16 protein-coding genes and 1 pseudogene are annotated in these 18,094 nt (G+C 64.7%); 16 read left to right on the forward strand and 1 reads right to left on the reverse strand.

The window, feature by feature from the left end; all coding sequences use genetic code 11:
* The 16 genes from Q0D45_RS01335 to Q0D45_RS01410 form a co-directional block, all read left to right on the forward strand.
* On the forward strand, window positions 1-974 hold a 974-nt coding region (locus Q0D45_RS01335; protein ID WP_293387510.1), incomplete at its 5' end, for an alginate export family protein.
* Between the two features lie 25 nt (window positions 975-999).
* Window positions 1,000-2,268 carry a CmpA/NrtA family ABC transporter substrate-binding protein gene (locus Q0D45_RS01340; RefSeq protein WP_293387512.1) on the forward strand — a complete coding sequence of 423 codons (1,269 nt, stop codon included), beginning with the start codon at window positions 1,000-1,002 and terminating at the stop codon, window positions 2,266-2,268.
* Between the two features lie 139 nt (window positions 2,269-2,407).
* On the forward strand, window positions 2,408-3,181 hold the full coding sequence (ntrB, locus tag Q0D45_RS01345) for a nitrate ABC transporter permease (protein WP_366946301.1): 774 nt from the start codon (window positions 2,408-2,410) through the stop codon (window positions 3,179-3,181).
* Window positions 3,182-3,190: 9 nt separating this feature from the next.
* Window positions 3,191-3,370 carry a hypothetical protein gene (locus Q0D45_RS01350; protein ID WP_293387516.1) on the forward strand — a complete coding sequence of 60 codons (180 nt, stop codon included), beginning with the start codon at window positions 3,191-3,193 and terminating at the stop codon, window positions 3,368-3,370.
* 1 nt (window position 3,371) lies between these two features.
* Window positions 3,372-4,166, forward strand: a complete 795-nt coding sequence (locus tag Q0D45_RS01355) for an ABC transporter ATP-binding protein (protein ID WP_293387518.1) — start codon at window positions 3,372-3,374, stop codon at window positions 4,164-4,166.
* A gap of 317 nt (window positions 4,167-4,483) precedes the next feature.
* Window positions 4,484-5,836: an MFS transporter gene (locus Q0D45_RS01360; protein WP_293387520.1), complete on the forward strand. Its 1,353-nt coding sequence runs from the start codon at window positions 4,484-4,486 to the stop codon at window positions 5,834-5,836.
* A 156-nt stretch (window positions 5,837-5,992) separates the two neighbouring features.
* Entirely contained in the window at window positions 5,993-8,527 is a 2,535-nt protein-coding gene (gene nirB, locus Q0D45_RS01365) for a nitrite reductase large subunit NirB (protein WP_293387522.1), read from the forward strand.
* Entirely contained in the window at window positions 8,524-8,901 is a 378-nt protein-coding gene (gene nirD / locus Q0D45_RS01370; protein ID WP_293387524.1) for a nitrite reductase small subunit NirD, read from the forward strand. The genes nirB and nirD overlap by 4 nt, the downstream gene beginning before the upstream one ends.
* Window positions 8,898-10,145, forward strand: a complete 1,248-nt coding sequence (locus tag Q0D45_RS01375; protein WP_293387526.1) for an FAD-dependent oxidoreductase — start codon at window positions 8,898-8,900, stop codon at window positions 10,143-10,145. The genes nirD and Q0D45_RS01375 overlap by 4 nt, the downstream gene beginning before the upstream one ends.
* Entirely contained in the window at window positions 10,142-12,877 is a 2,736-nt protein-coding gene (locus Q0D45_RS01380) for a nitrate reductase (protein WP_293387528.1), read from the forward strand. Before Q0D45_RS01375 ends, Q0D45_RS01380 begins: the two co-directional genes overlap by 4 nt.
* A gap of 299 nt (window positions 12,878-13,176) precedes the next feature.
* Window positions 13,177-13,512: a hypothetical protein gene (locus tag Q0D45_RS01385; protein WP_293387530.1), complete on the forward strand. Its 336-nt coding sequence runs from the start codon at window positions 13,177-13,179 to the stop codon at window positions 13,510-13,512.
* 74 nt (window positions 13,513-13,586) lie between these two features.
* A complete protein-coding gene (locus tag Q0D45_RS01390) occupies window positions 13,587-14,612 on the forward strand; it encodes an agmatine/peptidylarginine deiminase (protein ID WP_293387532.1) in 1,026 nt (341 codons plus the stop codon).
* A gap of 8 nt (window positions 14,613-14,620) precedes the next feature.
* Window positions 14,621-15,517 (forward strand): carbon-nitrogen hydrolase, encoded by an 897-nt coding sequence (locus Q0D45_RS01395; protein ID WP_293387534.1) that lies wholly within the window; start codon window positions 14,621-14,623, stop codon window positions 15,515-15,517.
* Between the two features lie 109 nt (window positions 15,518-15,626).
* On the forward strand, window positions 15,627-15,878 hold the full coding sequence (locus Q0D45_RS01400; RefSeq protein WP_293387536.1) for a hypothetical protein: 252 nt from the start codon (window positions 15,627-15,629) through the stop codon (window positions 15,876-15,878).
* A gap of 6 nt (window positions 15,879-15,884) precedes the next feature.
* Window positions 15,885-17,132, forward strand: coding sequence for a sensor histidine kinase (locus tag Q0D45_RS01405; protein WP_293387538.1), 1,248 nt, complete (start codon window positions 15,885-15,887; stop codon window positions 17,130-17,132).
* Window positions 17,129-17,770 carry a response regulator transcription factor gene (locus Q0D45_RS01410; RefSeq protein WP_293387540.1) on the forward strand — a complete coding sequence of 214 codons (642 nt, stop codon included), beginning with the start codon at window positions 17,129-17,131 and terminating at the stop codon, window positions 17,768-17,770. Before Q0D45_RS01405 ends, Q0D45_RS01410 begins: the two co-directional genes overlap by 4 nt.
* 24 nt (window positions 17,771-17,794) lie before the next feature.
* Here Q0D45_RS01410 and Q0D45_RS01415 read toward each other — a convergent pair.
* Window positions 17,795-18,094 (reverse strand): annotated as a pseudogene (locus Q0D45_RS01415) (hypothetical protein); the annotation flags it as partial.

Raw genomic sequence — 18,094 nt, forward strand, 5'->3', positions numbered from 1 at the left:
GCTACAACTCGCTGCGCAACGGCCGTAGCACCTACCCGGTGATCGCCGACGCCCAGGTGCACGAGATCAACCAGGTCTGGCTGCGCTACGCCGGTCTGCCGAACACGCAGATCAAGTACGGCCGCCAGCGCATCAACTTCGACAACCAGCGCTTCGTCGGCGGTGTCGCCTGGCGCCAGGACGAGCAGACCTTCGACGCCGCGCTGCTGACCACCACCTTGATCCCGAAGACGACGATCACTTACGCGCATCTCGATCGCGTCAACTCGTTCCGCAACTTCGCGATCGGTGGCCGCAATGTCGACCGTCTCGATATCGACGGCCATCTGTTCAACGCCTCGACCAAGGTCATCGACAAGCTGCTGACGGTGACCGGCTACGGCTATTTCCTTGATTTCGGCGTGGTGCCCGGTGCCGCCGTCGGACGCCTGCTCGCCAACAGCGAAACCATCGGGATACGCGCGACCGGCACGGTGCCGGTGCAGACGCTGAGCGTCTCCTACACGCTCGAATACGCCGGGCAGCAGGACTGGCGCGGCAGTACCGACCGGGATCACCGCTACGGATTGGCCGAAGCGGCGGTCGGCTGGAAGAAGCTGAAGGCGACGGCCGGCTACGAAGTGCTCGGCGGCAATGGCGTGTCCAGTTTCCAGACGCCGCTGGCCACCACGCATGCCTTCGACGGCTGGGCGGACCAATTCCTGATCACCCCGACGGACGGCCTGCAGCGCCTGTATGCCTCGTTCGGCGCCACCGTTGCCAAGACCAGCCTGACCGCCGTCTTCCACGATTTCTCGGCCAACGCGGGCCCGCATTTTGGTAACGAAGTCGACCTGCTGGCGAGCTATCCGGTGCTCGACAACTTCACCTTGTTCGCCAAGTTCGCCGCCTATTTCGCCGATGAGTTTCCGGTGGTCGCGGGCCAGGCCACCAATGTGCGGCGCGGCTGGCTGTACGCCGAATACAAGTTCTGATCACGACGCCACTTCGAGAATCCCGATGAAAGTATCCCTGCCTGTCGTCCCCGCCGATGCCTCGCGCCGAGAATTTCTCGGCCGTGGCTTGAACCTCGGCCTGTCCGCGATCCTGCTCGGCGGCGTGGCTCCCGCGTTCCTGTCCACGGTCGGTGCCGCCGATTTCGGCAAGCCGGAAAAGACCGACATCACCATCGGCTTCATTCCGCTGACCGACTGCGCCAGCGTGGTCATGGCCGGCGAGCTGGGCCTGTTCAAGAAGTACGGCCTCAACGTGACCATCTCCAAGGAAGCGAGCTGGGCCGCCGTGCGCGACAAGATCCTGCTCGGTCAGCTGGACGCCGCTCACATCCTCTACGGCATGGTCTATGGCGCCCATCTCGGTATCGGCTCGCAGAAGAAGGACATGGCGATCCTGATGGGCATCAACCACAACGGTCAGGGCATCACTCTGTCGAACAAGCTCGCCGAGGCTGGCATCAAGGACGGCGCAAGCTTGAAGAAGGCGGTGATGAAGAAGGACCGCGAATACACCTTCGCGCAGACCTTCCCGACCGGCACTCACGCGATGTGGCTGTACTACTGGTTGGCTGCGAACGGCATCGATCCATTCCGCGATGTGAAGAACATCGTCATCCCGCCGCCGCAGATGGTCGCCAACATGCGAGTCGGCAACATGGATGGCTTCTGTGTGGGCGAACCCTGGAACGCCCGCGCGGTGTTCGATCGCATCGGCTTCACGGCGACCACCTCGCAGGCGATCTGGAAGAACCATCCGGAAAAGGTGCTCGGCACCACTCAGGAATTCGTCAACAAGTACCCGAATACGGCGCGGGCGATGACTGCGGCGGTGATCGAAGCCAGCCAGCACATCGATGCGATGGCCAACCGCGCCAGCGTCTCCGAGATCATCGGCGGCAAGGCCTACGTCAACTCGCCGCCCCAGGTGATCCTCGGCCGCATGCAGGGCAACTACGAGGACGGGCTCGGCAAGAAGTGGAGTGATCCGGACTACATGAAGTTCTTCGCCGACGGCGAGGTGAACTTCCCGTACCTGTCGCACGGCGTCTGGTTCCTGACTCAGCTGCGCCGCTGGGGACTGCTGAAGGAAGACCTCGACTATCTGGCCGTGGCGAAGCAGGTCAACCAGATCGATCTGTATTCGAGCGTTGCCAAGACGCTCGGCATATCGGTGCCGGCCAGTCCGCTGAAGACCGAGACTCTGTTCGACGGCACCGTGTTCGATCCCTCGAAGGCAGCCGCCTACGCCAGCGGTTTTGCGATCAAGGCCTAGGACGAACCCTGCAATGCCATCGAGACCTAAACTCGTGCGCCCCAACAAGACCTTGCCGGACGCAGTACCCGCCAACGATGCCGGGACTCGCCCTGTTCCAGCGCTGACGCTGCCGGCAGCACCTTCGCGAGCGGCGACGATGGCCCGTAGCGGCCTCGCTGCCGTACTGCCGCCACTGTTCGGCATCAGCGCCCTGGTGCTGATCTGGGCGCTGGTCGCAAGGGGCTCGGACTATTTGCCCGGACCGGGATCGACGCTGACCTCGGCGATCGAACTGTTCTCCGATCCGTTCTACCGCAAGGGACCGAACGATCAGGGCATCGGCTGGAACCTGCTGGCCTCGCTGAGCCGAGTCGCGCAGGGCTTTGGCCTGGCGGCGCTGGTCGGCATTCCGCTCGGCTTCGTGCTCGGCCGTTTCACGATGATCAGCCGGGCCTTCCAGCCGATCGTGTCGCTGTTGCGCCCGGTGTCGCCACTGGCCTGGCTGCCGATTGGTCTGGCGGTGTTCCAGGCAGCGAATCCGGCGGCGATCTTCACCATCTTCATCTGCTCGATCTGGCCGATGTTGCTGAACACCGCACTCGGTGTCGCCAGCGTGCCGCAGGACTATCTGAACGTGGCCCGGGTGCTGCGCCTCAGCGAATGGACGGTGTTCACCCGTATCCTGCTGCCAGCCTCGATTCCCTATGTATTGACCGGCGCCAAGCTGGCGCTCGGCATCGCCTGGCTATCGATCGTTGCCAGCGAAATGCTCACCGGCGGCGTCGGCATCGGCTTCTGGTTATGGGACGAGTGGAACAACTTGAATATGGAACACATCCTGATCGCCATCGTCGTGATTGGAGTCGTCGGCCTGGCCATCGAGCAGGGGATGAATCTGGTTGCCAAGCGATTTGATTACCGCTCGAATTGAGGAATGACGATGAATAGCAATCCATTTTTTTTCATCGGCTCACCGATAAGGGGAGACCAATGGAACAATCTCGATGTGAATATTGGGTCACACATCCTGATCGCCATCGTCGTGATTGGAGTCGTCGGTCTGGCTATCGAGCAAGGCATGAATCTCGTCGCAAGGCGCTTTGATTACCGGAGCAATTGAGATGACTGCTTATCTAGAAATAGACAATGTTTCAGTCGTCTTCAAAGCCCGCGGCCAGAGTTTCGTCGCGGTGCAGGAAGTCGATATCAAGGTCGACCAAGGTGAGTTCGTGACCATCATCGGTCACTCCGGCTGCGGCAAGTCGACGGTGTTGAACGTCATCGCCGGGCTGGTGGAACCGGCGCGTGGTGGCGCGGTGCTGGCCGGTCGCGAAATCGACGGCCCGAGCCCGGAACGCGCCGTGGTGTTCCAGAACCATTCGCTGCTGCCCTGGCTGACCTGTTTCGGCAACGTTCATCTCGCTGTGGAACGGGTGTTCGGTGCGAAGGAGAGCAAGGCACAACTCGCCGAGCGTACCAACGCCGCACTGGCGCTGGTCGGCCTCACTCATGCCAAGGCCAAGCGGCCGAACGAGATTTCCGGCGGCATGAAGCAGCGAGTCGGCATTGCCCGGGCATTGGCCATGGAGCCGAAAGTGCTGCTGATGGATGAGCCCTTCGGCGCGCTCGATGCGCTGACCCGCGCCAACCTGCAGGACGCGCTGATGGACATCCAGGCCAAGAGCCGCAACACGGTGGTGATGATCACTCACGATGTCGACGAAGCGGTGCTGCTGTCCGATCGCGTGGTGATGATGACCAATGGCCCGGCGGCAACCGTCGGTGAAGTGCTGAGCATCGATCTGCCCCGCCCGCGTCATCGCCTGCAGCTGGCAACCGACCCCCGCTACCACGCGCTGCGCGCCGACATCCTGCGCTTCCTGCACGAGCGTCAGGGCCACCCCATCGCCGTCTGAACGCGGCGGGATTGGCCCCGCCGAATCACGTTCCGCAGTGATCTCCCCGCGCTCGGGCAATTCGGAGCGCGGGGCCTTTTCCGGGCATTCGTCCGTTCCGGTGCACCGTTGCGGAACAGGCGGCTCCACGCACCGTTGTTGGGCCTCAAATTCGTTCAAGCAGCGTCTGATGATGCTGCAAGCCCCTGTTTGAAAAGGCCGTACAGAAACGGCACAGCCTTTGCTATCAACAGTCCCACGTGGTTAACGGCGATCACGTGAGCATCTCTTGGCGGCCAATGGCGACCGCAGACCTCACGTTATCCATTGGAGCAACCATGTCCGTCACCACGTCTCCCACCTATCTCGCCAAGGCAACGAAAGTCGCACTCAGCGACTTCTCCTCTCCCGCCATGCGCGCCTTCCATCTGACCTGGATGGCGTTCTTCGTCTGCTTCTTCGCCTGGTTCGCCTGCGCCCCGTTGATGCCGATCATCAAGGGCGAGTTCGGACTGACCAAGGACCAGATCGCCAACATCAACATTGCCGCCGTCGCCGTCACCATCCTGGTGCGCCTGGTTATCGGCCCGCTCTGCGATCGCTACGGCCCGCGCAAGGCCTACACCGGCCTGCTGCTGTTCGGTGCCATTCCGGTGTTCGGCGTGGCGTCTGCGCAGAGCTATGAAAGCTTCCTGTTCTTCCGTCTGGCGATCGGTGCGATCGGCGCCAGCTTCGTGATCACCCAGTACCACACCAGCGTGATGTTCGCGCCGAACGTGGTCGGCACTGCGAATGCCGCAGCTGCGGGCTGGGGCAATTCCGGTGGCGGTGCGACGCAGACCCTGATGCCGCTGATCGTCGTGGCGCTGGCGCTGTTCGGTGTCGAACAGGCCGGTGGCTGGCGCATTGCGCTGCTGGTACCGGGCGTGCTGATGCTGGTGATGGCCTGGGCGTACTGGAAGTTCACGCAGGACTGCCCAGCCGGCAATTACGACACCTTGCGCGCCACCGGCCTGATGCCGGATACCGGCAAGAAAGTCGGCCTGACCAGCTTCAAGCGCGCCTGCGGCAACTACCGCGTCTGGCTGCTGTTCGTCACCTACGGCGCCTGCTTCGGCGTCGAGATCTTTATCCATAACGTTGCAGCACTCTATTACGTCGAGCGCTTCGGCCTGTCGCTGAAAGCCGCCGGGTTCGCGGCCGGCACCTTCGGCCTGCTGGCGCTGTTCGCCCGTGCACTGGGCGGTATCGCCAGCGATCGCATCGCCAAGGTCAAGGGTCTCGACGGCCGCACCCTGCTGCTGTTCGTGCTGATGGTCGGCGAAGGTCTGGGCCTGCTCTGGTGGGCACAGATGGATCACGTCGCCATCGCCATCGTCGCGATGCTGACCTTTGGTCTGTTCACCCACATGGCCTGCGGCGCGACCTATGCGCTGGTGCCGTTCATCGATCGCAATGCGCTCGGTGGCGTGGCCGGAATCATCGGCGCCGGCGGCAATGTCGGTGCGGTCGCTGCCGGCTTCCTGATGAAGGCGTCGCCGAACACCCAGAGCTGCCTGCTGATCCTTGGCGGCCTGGTCACGCTGTCGGCGATCTGTGCCATCGCGGTGCGCTTCACCGCCGAGCACAAGACCCGCGAGCAGGAACTGTTCGAGCAGGCGGTGGCCGAGCGGCAGGCGCAAGCGGCTTGAGACTCAAAAGCCCCCTCCCCCGCTTGCGGGGGAGGGCTGGAGAGGGGGCGGTTGACGTTAGCGCCAAGCCCAACCGCCCCCATCCCAGCCTTCCCTCGTAAACGGGGGAAGGAGCAAAGCGAAACAGCAACACACCAAAAACAACAGAGACTCACCATGAAAATCGTCGTCATCGGCAACGGCATGGTTGGCCACAAGCTGCTCGAAGAGCTGGCCGACGTACCCAACCTCGCCATCACCGTGCTCTGCGAAGAGCCACGCCCGGCCTACGATCGCGTGCACCTGTCGGAATTCTTCAGCGGCAAGACCGCGGACGATCTGTCGCTGGTCACGCCGGGCTTCTTCGATCGCGCCAACATCACCCTCAAGCTCAACGCCAAGGCCGTTGGCATCGACCGCTCTGCGAAGCTCGTGCAGCTCGAAGATGGCGAGACCGTGCCGTACGACCAGCTGGTGCTGGCCACCGGCTCCTATCCGTTCGTGCCGCCGGTCACCGGCCGCGATCGCAATGGCTGCCTGGTCTATCGCACGATCGAAGATCTGGAAGCGATGACCGAGTGGGGCAAGAAGTCCAAGGTCGGCGTCGTCGTCGGCGGCGGCCTGCTGGGTCTGGAATGCGCGAAGGCGCTGAAGGACATGGGCCTGCAGACGCATGTCGTCGAATTCGCACCGCGCCTGATGACCGTGCAGGTCGATGACATGGGCGGCCGCCTGCTGAGGCGCAAGATCGAAGCGATGGGCGTGCAGGTGCACACCGGCAAGAACACGCTGGAAATCACTGACGGCGCAGGTCTCGGCGTCGGCGGCCGTCATGCGATGAAGTTCGCCGACGGCAGCCAGCTGCAGACCGACATGATCGTGTTCTCGGCCGGCATCCGGCCGCGCGACGAGCTGGCCAGAGTCGCCGGCCTGATCCGCGGCGAGCGCGGCGGCATCCTGATCGACAACCAGTGCAAGACCTCCGATCCGAGCATCTACGCGATCGGCGAGTGCGCGCTGTGGAACGGCAAGATCTTTGGTCTGGTGGCACCGGGCTACGACATGGCGCGCATCGTCGCCAAGCAGATCGTTGCCGGTGATGCCGCCGCAGCCGCGCCGCAGTTCAACGGTGCCGACATGAGCACCAAGCTGAAGCTGCTCGGTGTCGATGTCGCCTCGATCGGCGACGCCCAAGGTTCGACGCCGGGCAGCCTCACCTATCTGTTCAACGACGACGTCGCCGGCCACTACAAGAAGCTGGTGGTGACCGCCGACGGCAAGCTGCTGATCGGCGCGGTGCTGGTCGGCGAAGCCAACGACTACGGCACCCTGCTGCAGATGGCCTTGAACGGCATTCCGCTGCCGGCACAGCCGGAATCGCTGATCCTGCCGAGTGTGGAAGGCGGCTCGAAAGGCATCGGCATCGACATGCTGCCGGCGACGGCGTCGATCTGCTCCTGCAACAACGTCTCGAAGGGCGATCTCTGTTCTGCGATCGAAGGCGGCGCGACCAGCCTCGGTGCGCTGAAGAAATGCACCAAGGCGGCGACCAGTTGCGGCGGCTGTCTGCCGCTGGTCAAGCAGGTGCTCGATGCCGAGCTGAAGAAATCCGGCGTGCTGGTGCTGAACCACATCTGCGAGCACTTCGCGCACTCGCGCCAGGAGCTGTTCCATCTGGTCAAGGTCGGTGGCCAGAAGACTTTCGACGACACCATCCTTGCCCACGGCAAGGGCCGCGGCTGCGATGTCTGCAAGCCGACCGTTGCCTCGATCCTCGCCAGCTGCTGGAACGAGCACGTGCTCAAACCCAAGCACGCTTCGGTGCAGGACACCAACGACTACTACCTCGCCAACATCCAGAAGGACGGCACCTACTCCGTGGTGCCGCGCATTCCGGGCGGCGAGATCACGCCGGACAAGCTGATCGTCATCGGCCAGGTCGCCAAGGATTACGGCCTGTACACCAAGATCACCGGCGGGCAGCGCATCGATCTGTTCGGCGCGCGGGTCGAGCAATTGCCGGAGATCTGGGGCGCGCTGGTCGCCGCCGGTTTCGAGTCCGGCCATGCCTACGGCAAGAGCCTGCGCACGGTGAAGTCCTGCGTCGGCAGCACCTGGTGCCGCTATGGCGTGCAGGACTCGGTGACCATGGCGATCAGGATCGAGGAGCGTTATCGCGGCCTGCGTTCGCCGCACAAGATCAAGATGGCAGTGTCCGGCTGCACCCGCGAATGTGCCGAAGCGCAGAGCAAGGACGTCGGCGTGATCGCCACCGAAAAGGGCTGGAATCTGTACGTCGCCGGCAACGGCGGCATGAAGCCGCGCCATGCCGAACTGCTGGCCAGCGATGTCGACGATGAAACGCTGATCAAGCTGATCGATCGCTTCCTGATGCTCTACATCCGCACCGGCGATCGCCTGCAGCGCACGGCGACCTGGATCGAGAATCTCGAAGGCGGCTTGAGCTATGTGAAGAAGGTGGTGATCGACGACTCGCTGGGCCTTTGCGCCGAGCTGGAAGCCGACATGGCGCGCCAGGTCGAAACCTATGAATGCGAGTGGAAGAAGGCGATCACCACGCCGGAAACGCTGAAGCGCTTCAGCCATTTCGTGAACTCTGCGGATACCGACAGCAACATCCAGTTCGTCGACGAGCGCGGTCAGATCCGGCCGAAATCGGCACTCGAGAAGAAGCTTGAGGTGGCGCCATGACCGACGCTGCCAGCTGGACCTTCGTCTGCCATCGCGATGACATCGTGCCGAACACCGGCGTCTGCGCGAAGGTGGGTGATGCGCAGGTCGCGGTGTTCCGGGTCGTGGCGCCGAACGGTGATGAGGGTGGCCCAGAAAACGGGATATTCGCGATCGACAACTTCGATGTGCGCTCTCAGGCCAACGTGCTGAGCCGCGGCCTGATCGGCGAGCTGAGCACCGAAACCGGGCCAGCGCTGGTCGTCGCCTCGCCGGTCTACAAGAACCATCTGTGCCTGAAGACCGGCCGCTGCCTGGAAGACGAAGCCTGGTCGGTGAAGGCCTGGGCCGTTACCTGCGGCGACGACGGCGCGATCATGGTGCGGGCGTCGTGAACGCGCCTGCTGTCGAGGGAAAGACGCGCCCGAAGCTGGTCGTCATCGGCAACGGCATGTCCGGCATCCGCACCGTCGAGGAGCTGCTGAAGCTCGAAGCGGATGCCTTCGACATCACCGTGTTCGGTGCCGAGCCGCACGGCAACTACAACCGCATCCTGCTGTCACCGGTGCTGGCCGGCGAGAAGGTGTTCGAGGACATCGTCACTCACGACCGCGCCTGGTACGCCCGCAACGGCATCACGCTGCACAGCGGCGACATGGTCACGGCGATCGATCGCCAGCGCCGGATCGTGGTCGCTGCCAGCGGTCTCGAAGTGCCTTATGACCGCCTGCTGATCGCCACCGGTTCGCGGCCGTTCGTGATCCCGGTGCCCGGCCACACCTTGCCCGGCGTCATCGCCTTTCGCGATATCCACGACGTGGAATCGATGCTGACTGCAGCCCGCAATCATCGCCATGCCGTGGTCATCGGCGGCGGCCTGCTCGGGCTGGAAGCGGCGAACGGTTTGCTGCGCCAGGGCATGAACGTCAGCGTCGTCCACGTGATGGACAGCCTGATGGAGCGCCAGCTTGACAAGCCAGCCGCGAAGCTGCTGAAGACTGCACTCGAAAAGCGCGGCATGCGCTTCCTGCTCGAAGCGAACACCGCCGAGATCGTCGGCAGTGAACGCGTCACCTCGATCAAGTTCAAGGACGGCAGCGAGATCGCCGCCGACCTGGTGGTGATGGCGGTCGGCATCCGGCCGAATGTCGAACTGGCGAAAGCCGCCGGCCTGCATGTCGAGCGGGCGATCGTCGTCGACGACAGCCTGCAGAGCCTCAGCGATCCGCGCATCTACGCCGTCGGCGAATGCGTGCAGCACCGCAAGAACGTTTATGGGCTGGTTGCGCCGTTGTGGGAACAGGCCAAGGTCTGCGCCGCGCATCTCGCCGGCCTCGGCCATCGCCGCTACTCGGGCTCGGTGACTGCGACACGCCTGAAGGTCACCGGCATCGATCTGTACTCGGCCGGTGATTTCATCGGCGACAAGGACAGCGAAGACCTGGTGCTGCGCGATCCCGGCCGCGGCGTCTACAAGCGCCTGGTGCTGAAGGGCGGCTGCATCGTCGGCGTGGTGCTTTACGGCGAAGTCGGCGATGGCCCCTGGTATTTCGAATTGATGCAGAAACGCGTCGACATCAGTGCGCTGCGCCAGCGCCTGCTGTTTGGACGCGGTTACTGCGAGCCCCAGGCAGCATGATGGACGGCAGCACGCAGACTCACCCGGTGATCCTGACCACCTGCCCTTACTGCGGCACCGGTTGCGGCGTTGCCGTGACGGTGAAAGCGGACAAGGTCGAGGTGGCCGGCGACACCCTGCACCCGACTAACTACGGCCGCCTGTGCGTCAAGGGCGCAGCGCTCGGCGAAACCATGCTGCCGAAGGGCCGGCTGCTCTATCCGGCACGTCGGGAAGCCGATGGCTTCAAGCGTGTTAGCTGGGACAGCGCACTCGATCAGGTTGCCAGCGGCTTCCAGCGGATCATCGATCAGCACGGCCCGGGCAGCGTGGCCTGGTACGTCTCCGGCCAGTTGCTGACCGAGGACTATTACGTCGCCAACAAGCTGGTCAAAGGCTTCATCGGCAGCGCCAATATCGACACCAATTCGCGGCTGTGCATGTCCTCCGCGGTGGCCGGCCACAAGCGCGCGTTCGGCGAGGACATCGTGCCGGTGTCCTACGAGGATCTGGAGCTGGCCGACCTCGTGGTGCTGGTCGGCTCGAACACCGCCTGGTGCCATCCGATCCTGTTCCAGCGTCTGGTCAAGGCGCGCGAGCGGCGGCCGGAGATGAAGCTGGTGGTCATCGATCCGCGCCGCACCGCGACCAGCGAGATGGCCGATCTCCATCTGCCGATCCGCCCGGGCACCGACGTCTGGCTGTTCAACGGCCTGATGAGCTTCCTGCACCAGCATGGCGTCGTCGATACCGCCTTCACCGACGGTCACACCTCGGGCCTCGCGCGAGCGATGGCGATTGCCGACAACACCGCCGGCGATCTGCGTTCGGTGGCCGCGCAATGCAAGTTGCAGGAATCGGTGCTCGCCGAGTTTTATCGGCTGTTCGCGCGCACCGCGAAAGTGGTCACCGCGTTCTCGATGGGCGTCAACCAGTCGTCGAGCGGCACCGACAAGGTCAACGCGATCATCAACTGTCATCTGCTGACCGGCCGTATCGGCAAGCCCGGTGCCGGGCCGTTCTCGATCACCGGCCAGCCGAACGCGATGGGCGGCCGTGAAGTCGGCGGTCTGTCGAACATGCTGGCCGCGCATCTCGATCTCGATGCGCCGGCGCATCGCGAACTGGTGCAGAGCTTCTGGCAAAGCCCGGCGATCGCCGACAAGCCCGGCCTGAAGGCCGTCGACCTGTTCGATGCGATCGACTCAGGCCAGATCAAGGCGGTATGGATCATGGCGACCAATCCTGTGGTCAGCCTGCCCGATGCCGACAAGGTCAAGCGCGCACTCGCCAAGTGCGAGCTGGTGGTGGTCTCCGATGTGATGGCGAACACCGATACCACCGCCTACGCCCACGTGCTGCTGCCCGCACAGGGTTGGGGCGAGAAGGACGGCACGGTCACCAACAGCGAGCGCTGCATCTCGCGCCAGCGCGCCTTCCTGCCTGCGGCCGGCGAAGCACGCCCGGACTGGTGGGCGCTATCCGAAGTGGCGCGGCGCTGGGGTTACGGCGCGCAGTTCCCGTATCAATCGGCGGACGAGATCTTCGACGAGCATGCGCGGCTGACGGCGTTCGGTAACGCCGACGATGCTTCGCCGCGCTATCTGAACCTGTCCGGCCTGATCGGTCTGGGCAAGACGGCTTATGACGCCTTGCAGCCGATCCGCTGGCCAGTTGCTGCCGCACCGGCGGCAGTCTTCGCCGACGGCCGCTACTACACGCCGGACCGCCGCGCCCGCTTCGTGCCGACCACGCCGCAGATGCCGGGCCAGCGGCTCGATGACGACTATCCGCTGGTGCTGAACACCGGCCGGGTCCGCGATCACTGGCACACGATGACCCGTACCGGCCTGGCGCCGCGTCTGGCCACTCACGTCTCCGAACCCTTCGTCGATCTGCATCCGCAGGACGCACTGCTCTGCGGCGTGCGCGAGCACGAACTGGCGCGGGTCTCCTCGGCGCACGGCAGCTGCGTGGTGCGGGTACGGCTGTCCGGCGAAATGCCGCGCAAGAGCGTGTTCGTGCCGATCCACTGGAACGCCCAGTTCGCGTCGGACGCGAGAGTCGGCGCACTGGTCAATCCGGTGGTCGATCCGGTATCTGGCGAGCCGGAGTTCAAGCACACGCCGGCGCGGGTCGAACCGTTCCTGGTCGCCTGGCATGGCTTTGCCTTGAACCGGGACGGCGAATCAGGCGACTCGAGTCGTGAAGGCGACCTGAAATCACTGACCGCCGATGCCGCCTGGTGGACCAGGATCACCGGCGATGGCTATACCCGCCACGAACTCGCCGGCCGGCGCAGCGATGCCAGCTGGGCCAGCCGCGCCAGAGCGATGCTCGGCGCTAGCGAAGACGCCGATTGGCTCGAGTACGAGGACAGCACCGCCAACATCTATCGCGCCGCGTTGATCGTCGGCGGCCGCATCGAGGCCTGCCTGTTCATCTCGCCGCGTCCGGATCTGCCCTCGCGTGCCTGGCTGTCGAGCCTGTTCGCCAAGGATCAGCTCGAAGTGGCAGACCGCATCGGCCTGCTGGTCGGTGAACCGCTGGCCCGTGGCGACGATGCCGGCGCCACCGTCTGCTCCTGCTACGGCGTCGGCCGCAAGACCATCGAAGCGGCCGTCAGAGGCGGTTGTGCAACGCCGGCCGAGCTGGGGGCGAAGCTGAAATGCGGCACCAACTGCGGCTCCTGCGTGCCGGAGCTGAAAGGCATCATTTCGGAGCTGCGTGCGCAGGCGCTCGCCAAGGCCTGAATACTGAATCGAGGCGTAAAAAAACCGGTCCCGCTTGCGCGGAACCGGCCAAGTTCCAACCCCTGGGTGAACCACAGGACTCGGCAAACGCGACATGCCGAATCCTCGGTAAATCATCGGGACCCAGCGCCGCGACCACTATGGCCACGCGTCCCTCATTCATGACCATGTGTACGGACGAGGGGTGATGAGCGGATGCAGGCCGGCGATGAACGCACCGCGCCGCGAGTTTCCTGTTCGCGACCCGGTGCTATCCTTTTTCCCGATCTCCCGCCCCCTCGGTTCAGGCCCGCACTCCCATGCACAAGACGATCGCTGCTTGCGGGTTCGGTCTGCTCGTCACCGTGCTGCCGGTGACTGCCGACGTGCTGACGCTGCCGGCGAATCCTGCCGCTGACACGAGCGTCGATCTGCCCGCACGCGGCGAAGTGCAGTCGAAAGTGCTGAAGCACTACGGAGAACCGAAACTCCGCCATGCGGCCGTCGGTGGCAGTTCGCCGGCTCAGCCGCGGATCACCCGTTGGGACTACAGCAGTTTCTCGGTGTTCTTCGAGAACGATCACGTTGTCGATGCCGTGGTCCCGGATCGGCCGGCGCCGCTGTTCAATACCAACGAGTTATCAGCAGGTAGCTGAGCTTCCGCGGAGCGTCATGCGGACCTGAGATAATCAGGCTTCGCCTACGCCCCCAGCCGGTCCGATATTTCGCCATGAGCCACCGCCAGACCCTGCCGCCCGAGTGGGCGCCCCAAGCCGCCGTGATGCTGACCTGGCCGCGCCGTGACGGTGATTTCGCCCGTCACTTCGACGCCGTCGAGCGCAATTTCATCGCCATTGCCGTCGCCATCGGCCGCTATCAGGGCGTGCACGTCAACGTTGCCGACGGTGCCGACGCGCTGCAGGCGCGGTTGACCGAAGCCGGCGTGCCGCGCGAGCGGCTGATCGTCCATGAAGTGGCCAACGATGATGTCTGGGCCCGCGACCACGGCCCGATCACGGTCCGGCGCGGCTCGGGTTTCGTCCATCTCGATTTCACCTTCAACGGCTGGGGCAACAAGTTTTCCGCGACCCGCGACAACGCCCTGACGGCTAAGCTCGATCAGTACGGTGCCTGGTCGGCGCCGGTGGAAACGCTCGACTTCGTGCTCGAAGGCGGGGCGCTGGAAGTCGATGGTCACGGCACCCTGCTGACTACCGAGCGCTGCCTGCTCGCCGATACCCGCAATCCGCATTTGAACCGTGAGCAGATCGAAACGCTGCTGAAAGACCAGCTCGGTCTCGACCGCGTGCTGTGGCTGAAACACGGCGACCTGATCGGTGACGACACCGACGGCCATATCGACACCATCGCCCGCTACTGCGATGCGACGACGATCGCCTACCAGGCCTGCGAAGACGAAACCGACGAGCACTACGCCGATCTCGCCGCGATGGCCGAGGAACTGCGGGCGCTGCGCGACTGGCAGGGCAAGCCGTACAAGCTGGTCGGCCTGCCGCTGCCGAAGGCGATCTTCGATGCCGACGATGGCCGCCGCCTGCCGGCCGGCTACGCGAATTTCCTGATCCTCAACGGCGCGGTGCTGGTGCCGATCTACGGCCAGGCGCTCGACGAGGAAGCCTTGTGCCGCCTGCGGCCGCTGTTCCCGGATCGCGAAGTGATCGGCATCGACTGCAATGCGCTGATCCAGCAGTACGGCGGCCTGCACTGCGTGACCATGCAGCTGCCGGCCCACTGAGAGACGCGATGACGACGAAGACCAAGAACCTGAGAGTCGGCCTGGTCCAGCAAGCCTGTTCCAGTGACCGGGCGATCAGCATCGCCGCCAGCGAAGCCGGCGTCCGCGAAGCGGCCGCGCAAGGCGCGCAGCTGGTGATGCTGCAGGAGCTGCATACCGGCCTGTACTTCTGCCAGCACGAATCGACCGATCTGTTCGATCTCGCCGAAAGCATTCCCGGACCATCCACCGAATGGCTCGGCGGGCTCGCGAAGGAGCTGGGCATCGTGCTGGTCGGCTCGCTGTTCGAGCGTCGTGCGCCGGGGCTTTATCACAACACCGCGGTGGTGATGGAGCGCGACGGCAGCCTCGCCGGCAAGTACCGGAAGATGCATATCCCGGACGATCCGGGCTACTACGAGAAGTTCTATTTCACGCCCGGCGACCTAGGTTTCGAGCCGATCCAGACCAGCGTCGGCAAGCTCGGCCTGCTGGTCTGCTGGGATCAGTGGTATCCGGAAGCGGCACGGCTGATGGCGCTGGCCGGGGCCGATCTGCTGCTTTATCCGACCGCGATCGGCGCCAATCCGGCGGATCCGTTCGAGGAGCGGGAGCGGCAGCGCGAAGCCTGGGTGACGATCCAGCGTTCGCATGCGGTGGCCAACGGCCTGCCGGTGCTGGTCGCCAATCGCATCGGCTACGAGCCGGACCCGAGCGCTCTGACCGACGGCGCGAAGTTCTGGGGCACCAGCTTCGTCGCCGGCCCGCAGGGCGAGTTCCTGGCCCGCGCCGGCACCGAGGACGCCGAGGTGCTGGTCGTCGACATCGACCTGGCGCGTTCCGAGAACGTGCGCCGCTGGTGGCCGTTCCTGCGCGACCGCCGCATCGAGGCCTATGGCGATCTGCTCAAGCGCTTCCGCGATTAGCTTTTCCGGGGCCACGGCATGACAGTTGTCATGGCGCTTCGCTGACGCACTGAACTGCTCACGGCTCCCTACAGGTTCTAATCTTTCCGCAACAACGGAGGGATACCTGATGAACCCGTCGAACTCGAAGCAGTACCTGCTGCAAGGCCTGATCCGGAAGCTGGTCGCAGCTGCCTGCATCGTCGGCAGCTTCGGGGTGCTGGGGCTGCCGCATACCGCGGCCTGGTCGCGCATCTCGGCATCGTCTCCGTCGCTGGCGTCGCGGACGCAATACGCGCCGCCCAAGGCAACAACGACCAAGGCTGTGGAGACAGAAGGTGCCAGCCGTCGCATCTTCATCACCAACGGCTGGTGGGTGTAAGCCGCCATGAACGACGTCAGCGCAGCGCTTGCCCAGTCCACCTGCGGGCCTCAGCATCGGACGGAAGCCAGCCCTCGCCGCTCGATGCTTGAAACCCTGCTCAGGCCGCACCCTCAGTGCATCGCGATCCGGATCGGGCGCGGTGGTCTGCTGACCGGCGGCAGCTGGTTTCCGCTGCTGCATCTGATCTGGCTGTTCTGGGTGTTCGCCGCGCCCTGGATGCGCAAGGACAGCAGCCTGCTGATCACCGCAGGCACCTACGCCACGGTGCCGCTGTTCCTGTGGCTGTATCTGAAAGCCTGGTATGGCGACGGCGCCCGAGTTGTCCACTACACCGTCGCGATCGCCGTGCTCGGCCTGGTGAGTTTGCCGACGACCAAGACCTGGTCCTATGCCATCTACGCCTGCGCACTGTTTCCGTTCTGCACCACGCCGAAGCGCTCGCTGCTGTGGCTGGCAGCCTTCATGGCGATGTTCTCGGTCACTGCCCTGCTCGATCGGCTGCCGCTGCCGGTGACCATCGGCGCGGTCGCCACCTGCACCATCATCGGCCTGCTCAACCTGTTCTTCAGCATCAACGCTCGCCATGACAGCGAACTGCGGCTGTCGCAGCAGGAAGTCCGGCGACTCGCCGCAAGTGCCGAGCGCGAACGCATCGGCCGCGATCTGCACGATCTGCTTGGCCACACGCTGTCGCTGATCGCGATCAAGAGCGAGCTGGCCGACCGTCTGTTCGAGCGTGATCCGCAGGCGGCGCGCGAGCATGTCCGCGAACTGCACCAGGTCGCACGCGAATCGCTGACCCAGGTTCGTGCCGCGGTCACCGGCATTCGCGCCAGCGGTCTCGCCGCGGAACGGGTCTCGGCCCGGCTGCTGCTGGAATCCTCCGGCGTGGCCTTGAGCGGTGCCGAGCGGCTGCCCGAACTGTCGCTGAGCGTCGATGCCGCGCTGGCGATGTGCCTGCGTGAAGCGGTGACCAACGTCCATCGCCATGCCGGTGCCACCAACGTGCTGCTGGACCTGCAGCAGGATGGCGTGGCGATCGAACTGAGCATTGCCGACGATGGCCGCGGGGGCATCGACGACGGCCGGTTCGGCAACGGCCTGCAGGGCATGCGGCAGCGCCTGGAAGCGCTCGGCGGAAGCTTGAGCATCGAATCCCCACCCGGCCGCGGTACCCGTCTGAGCCTGCGGCTGCCGACCCATCCTGTAGCGGCTCCGATCGCTGCCGTCGTGCCGGCCTCGCTGGCATGAGCGGCGACGCCATCAGCAACGGCAAGGCGCTGGGCGCGATCCGCGTGCTGCTGGCCGAGGATCAGGCGATGGTGCGCGGGGCTTTGTCCGCGCTGCTTGATCTGGAAGCGGATATCGATGTGGTCGGCGCTTACGCGGACGGTGAAGCGGCCTGGCTGGCGGTGCAGCAGCTGAAGCCCGATCTGCTGGTCTCCGACATCGAGATGCCCAGGCTCAGCGGCCTGGAACTGGCGGCGCGGATTGCCGAACGCGGCCTGCGCTGCAAGGTGGTGATCGTCACCACGTTTGCTCGCGCCGGTTACCTGCGCCGGGCGCTCGATGCCGGCGTGGTCGGCTATCTGCTCAAGGATGCGCCGGCCGAACAGCTCGCCGAAGCACTGCGCAAGGTGCAGCACGGCGGGCGGGTGATCGATCCACAGCTGGCGCTGGAAGCCTGGGGCGAGCCGGACCCGCTCAACGAACGCGAGCGCCGCGTGCTGCGGCTGGCCGGCGAAGGCCTGGCCTCCGCGGAGATCGCCACCCAGTTGCACCTGTCACACGGCACGGTGCGCAACTATCTGTCGGAAGCGATCGGCAAGCTCGGTGCGGCGAACCGCATCGAGGCCTATCGGCTGGCGCGGCAGAAAGGCTGGCTGTAGACCGCTCCCGCAGCGGTGTTCAGCTCAGCGGGAGTAGTTGCTGACGAAATCCCAGATCACCCGCGTGGCATCGATGTCCTGTGTGGTGCGGCCCGCAAAACCCAGCTGATAGTGATTGCCGGGCCAGGTATGGCCACCGCCGTCGATCGTGTAGAAATTCACCGGCTGTGGCGCGGCGCAGCGATCGTAGCTGTCGAGCAACACCGTGGTGCCATCGTTGACGATGTTCGGCAGATTGCTGCGCAGCGGCGGCGTCAGGCAGCGGTTGATGTTGGCGAAGAACAGCGCGGTGTCCGGCGCTGAGGAGAGGCCGGCTTTCTTGTT

This window comes from Nevskia sp. (assembly GCF_023266035.1).
Classification (GTDB): domain Bacteria; phylum Pseudomonadota; class Gammaproteobacteria; order Nevskiales; family Nevskiaceae; genus Nevskia.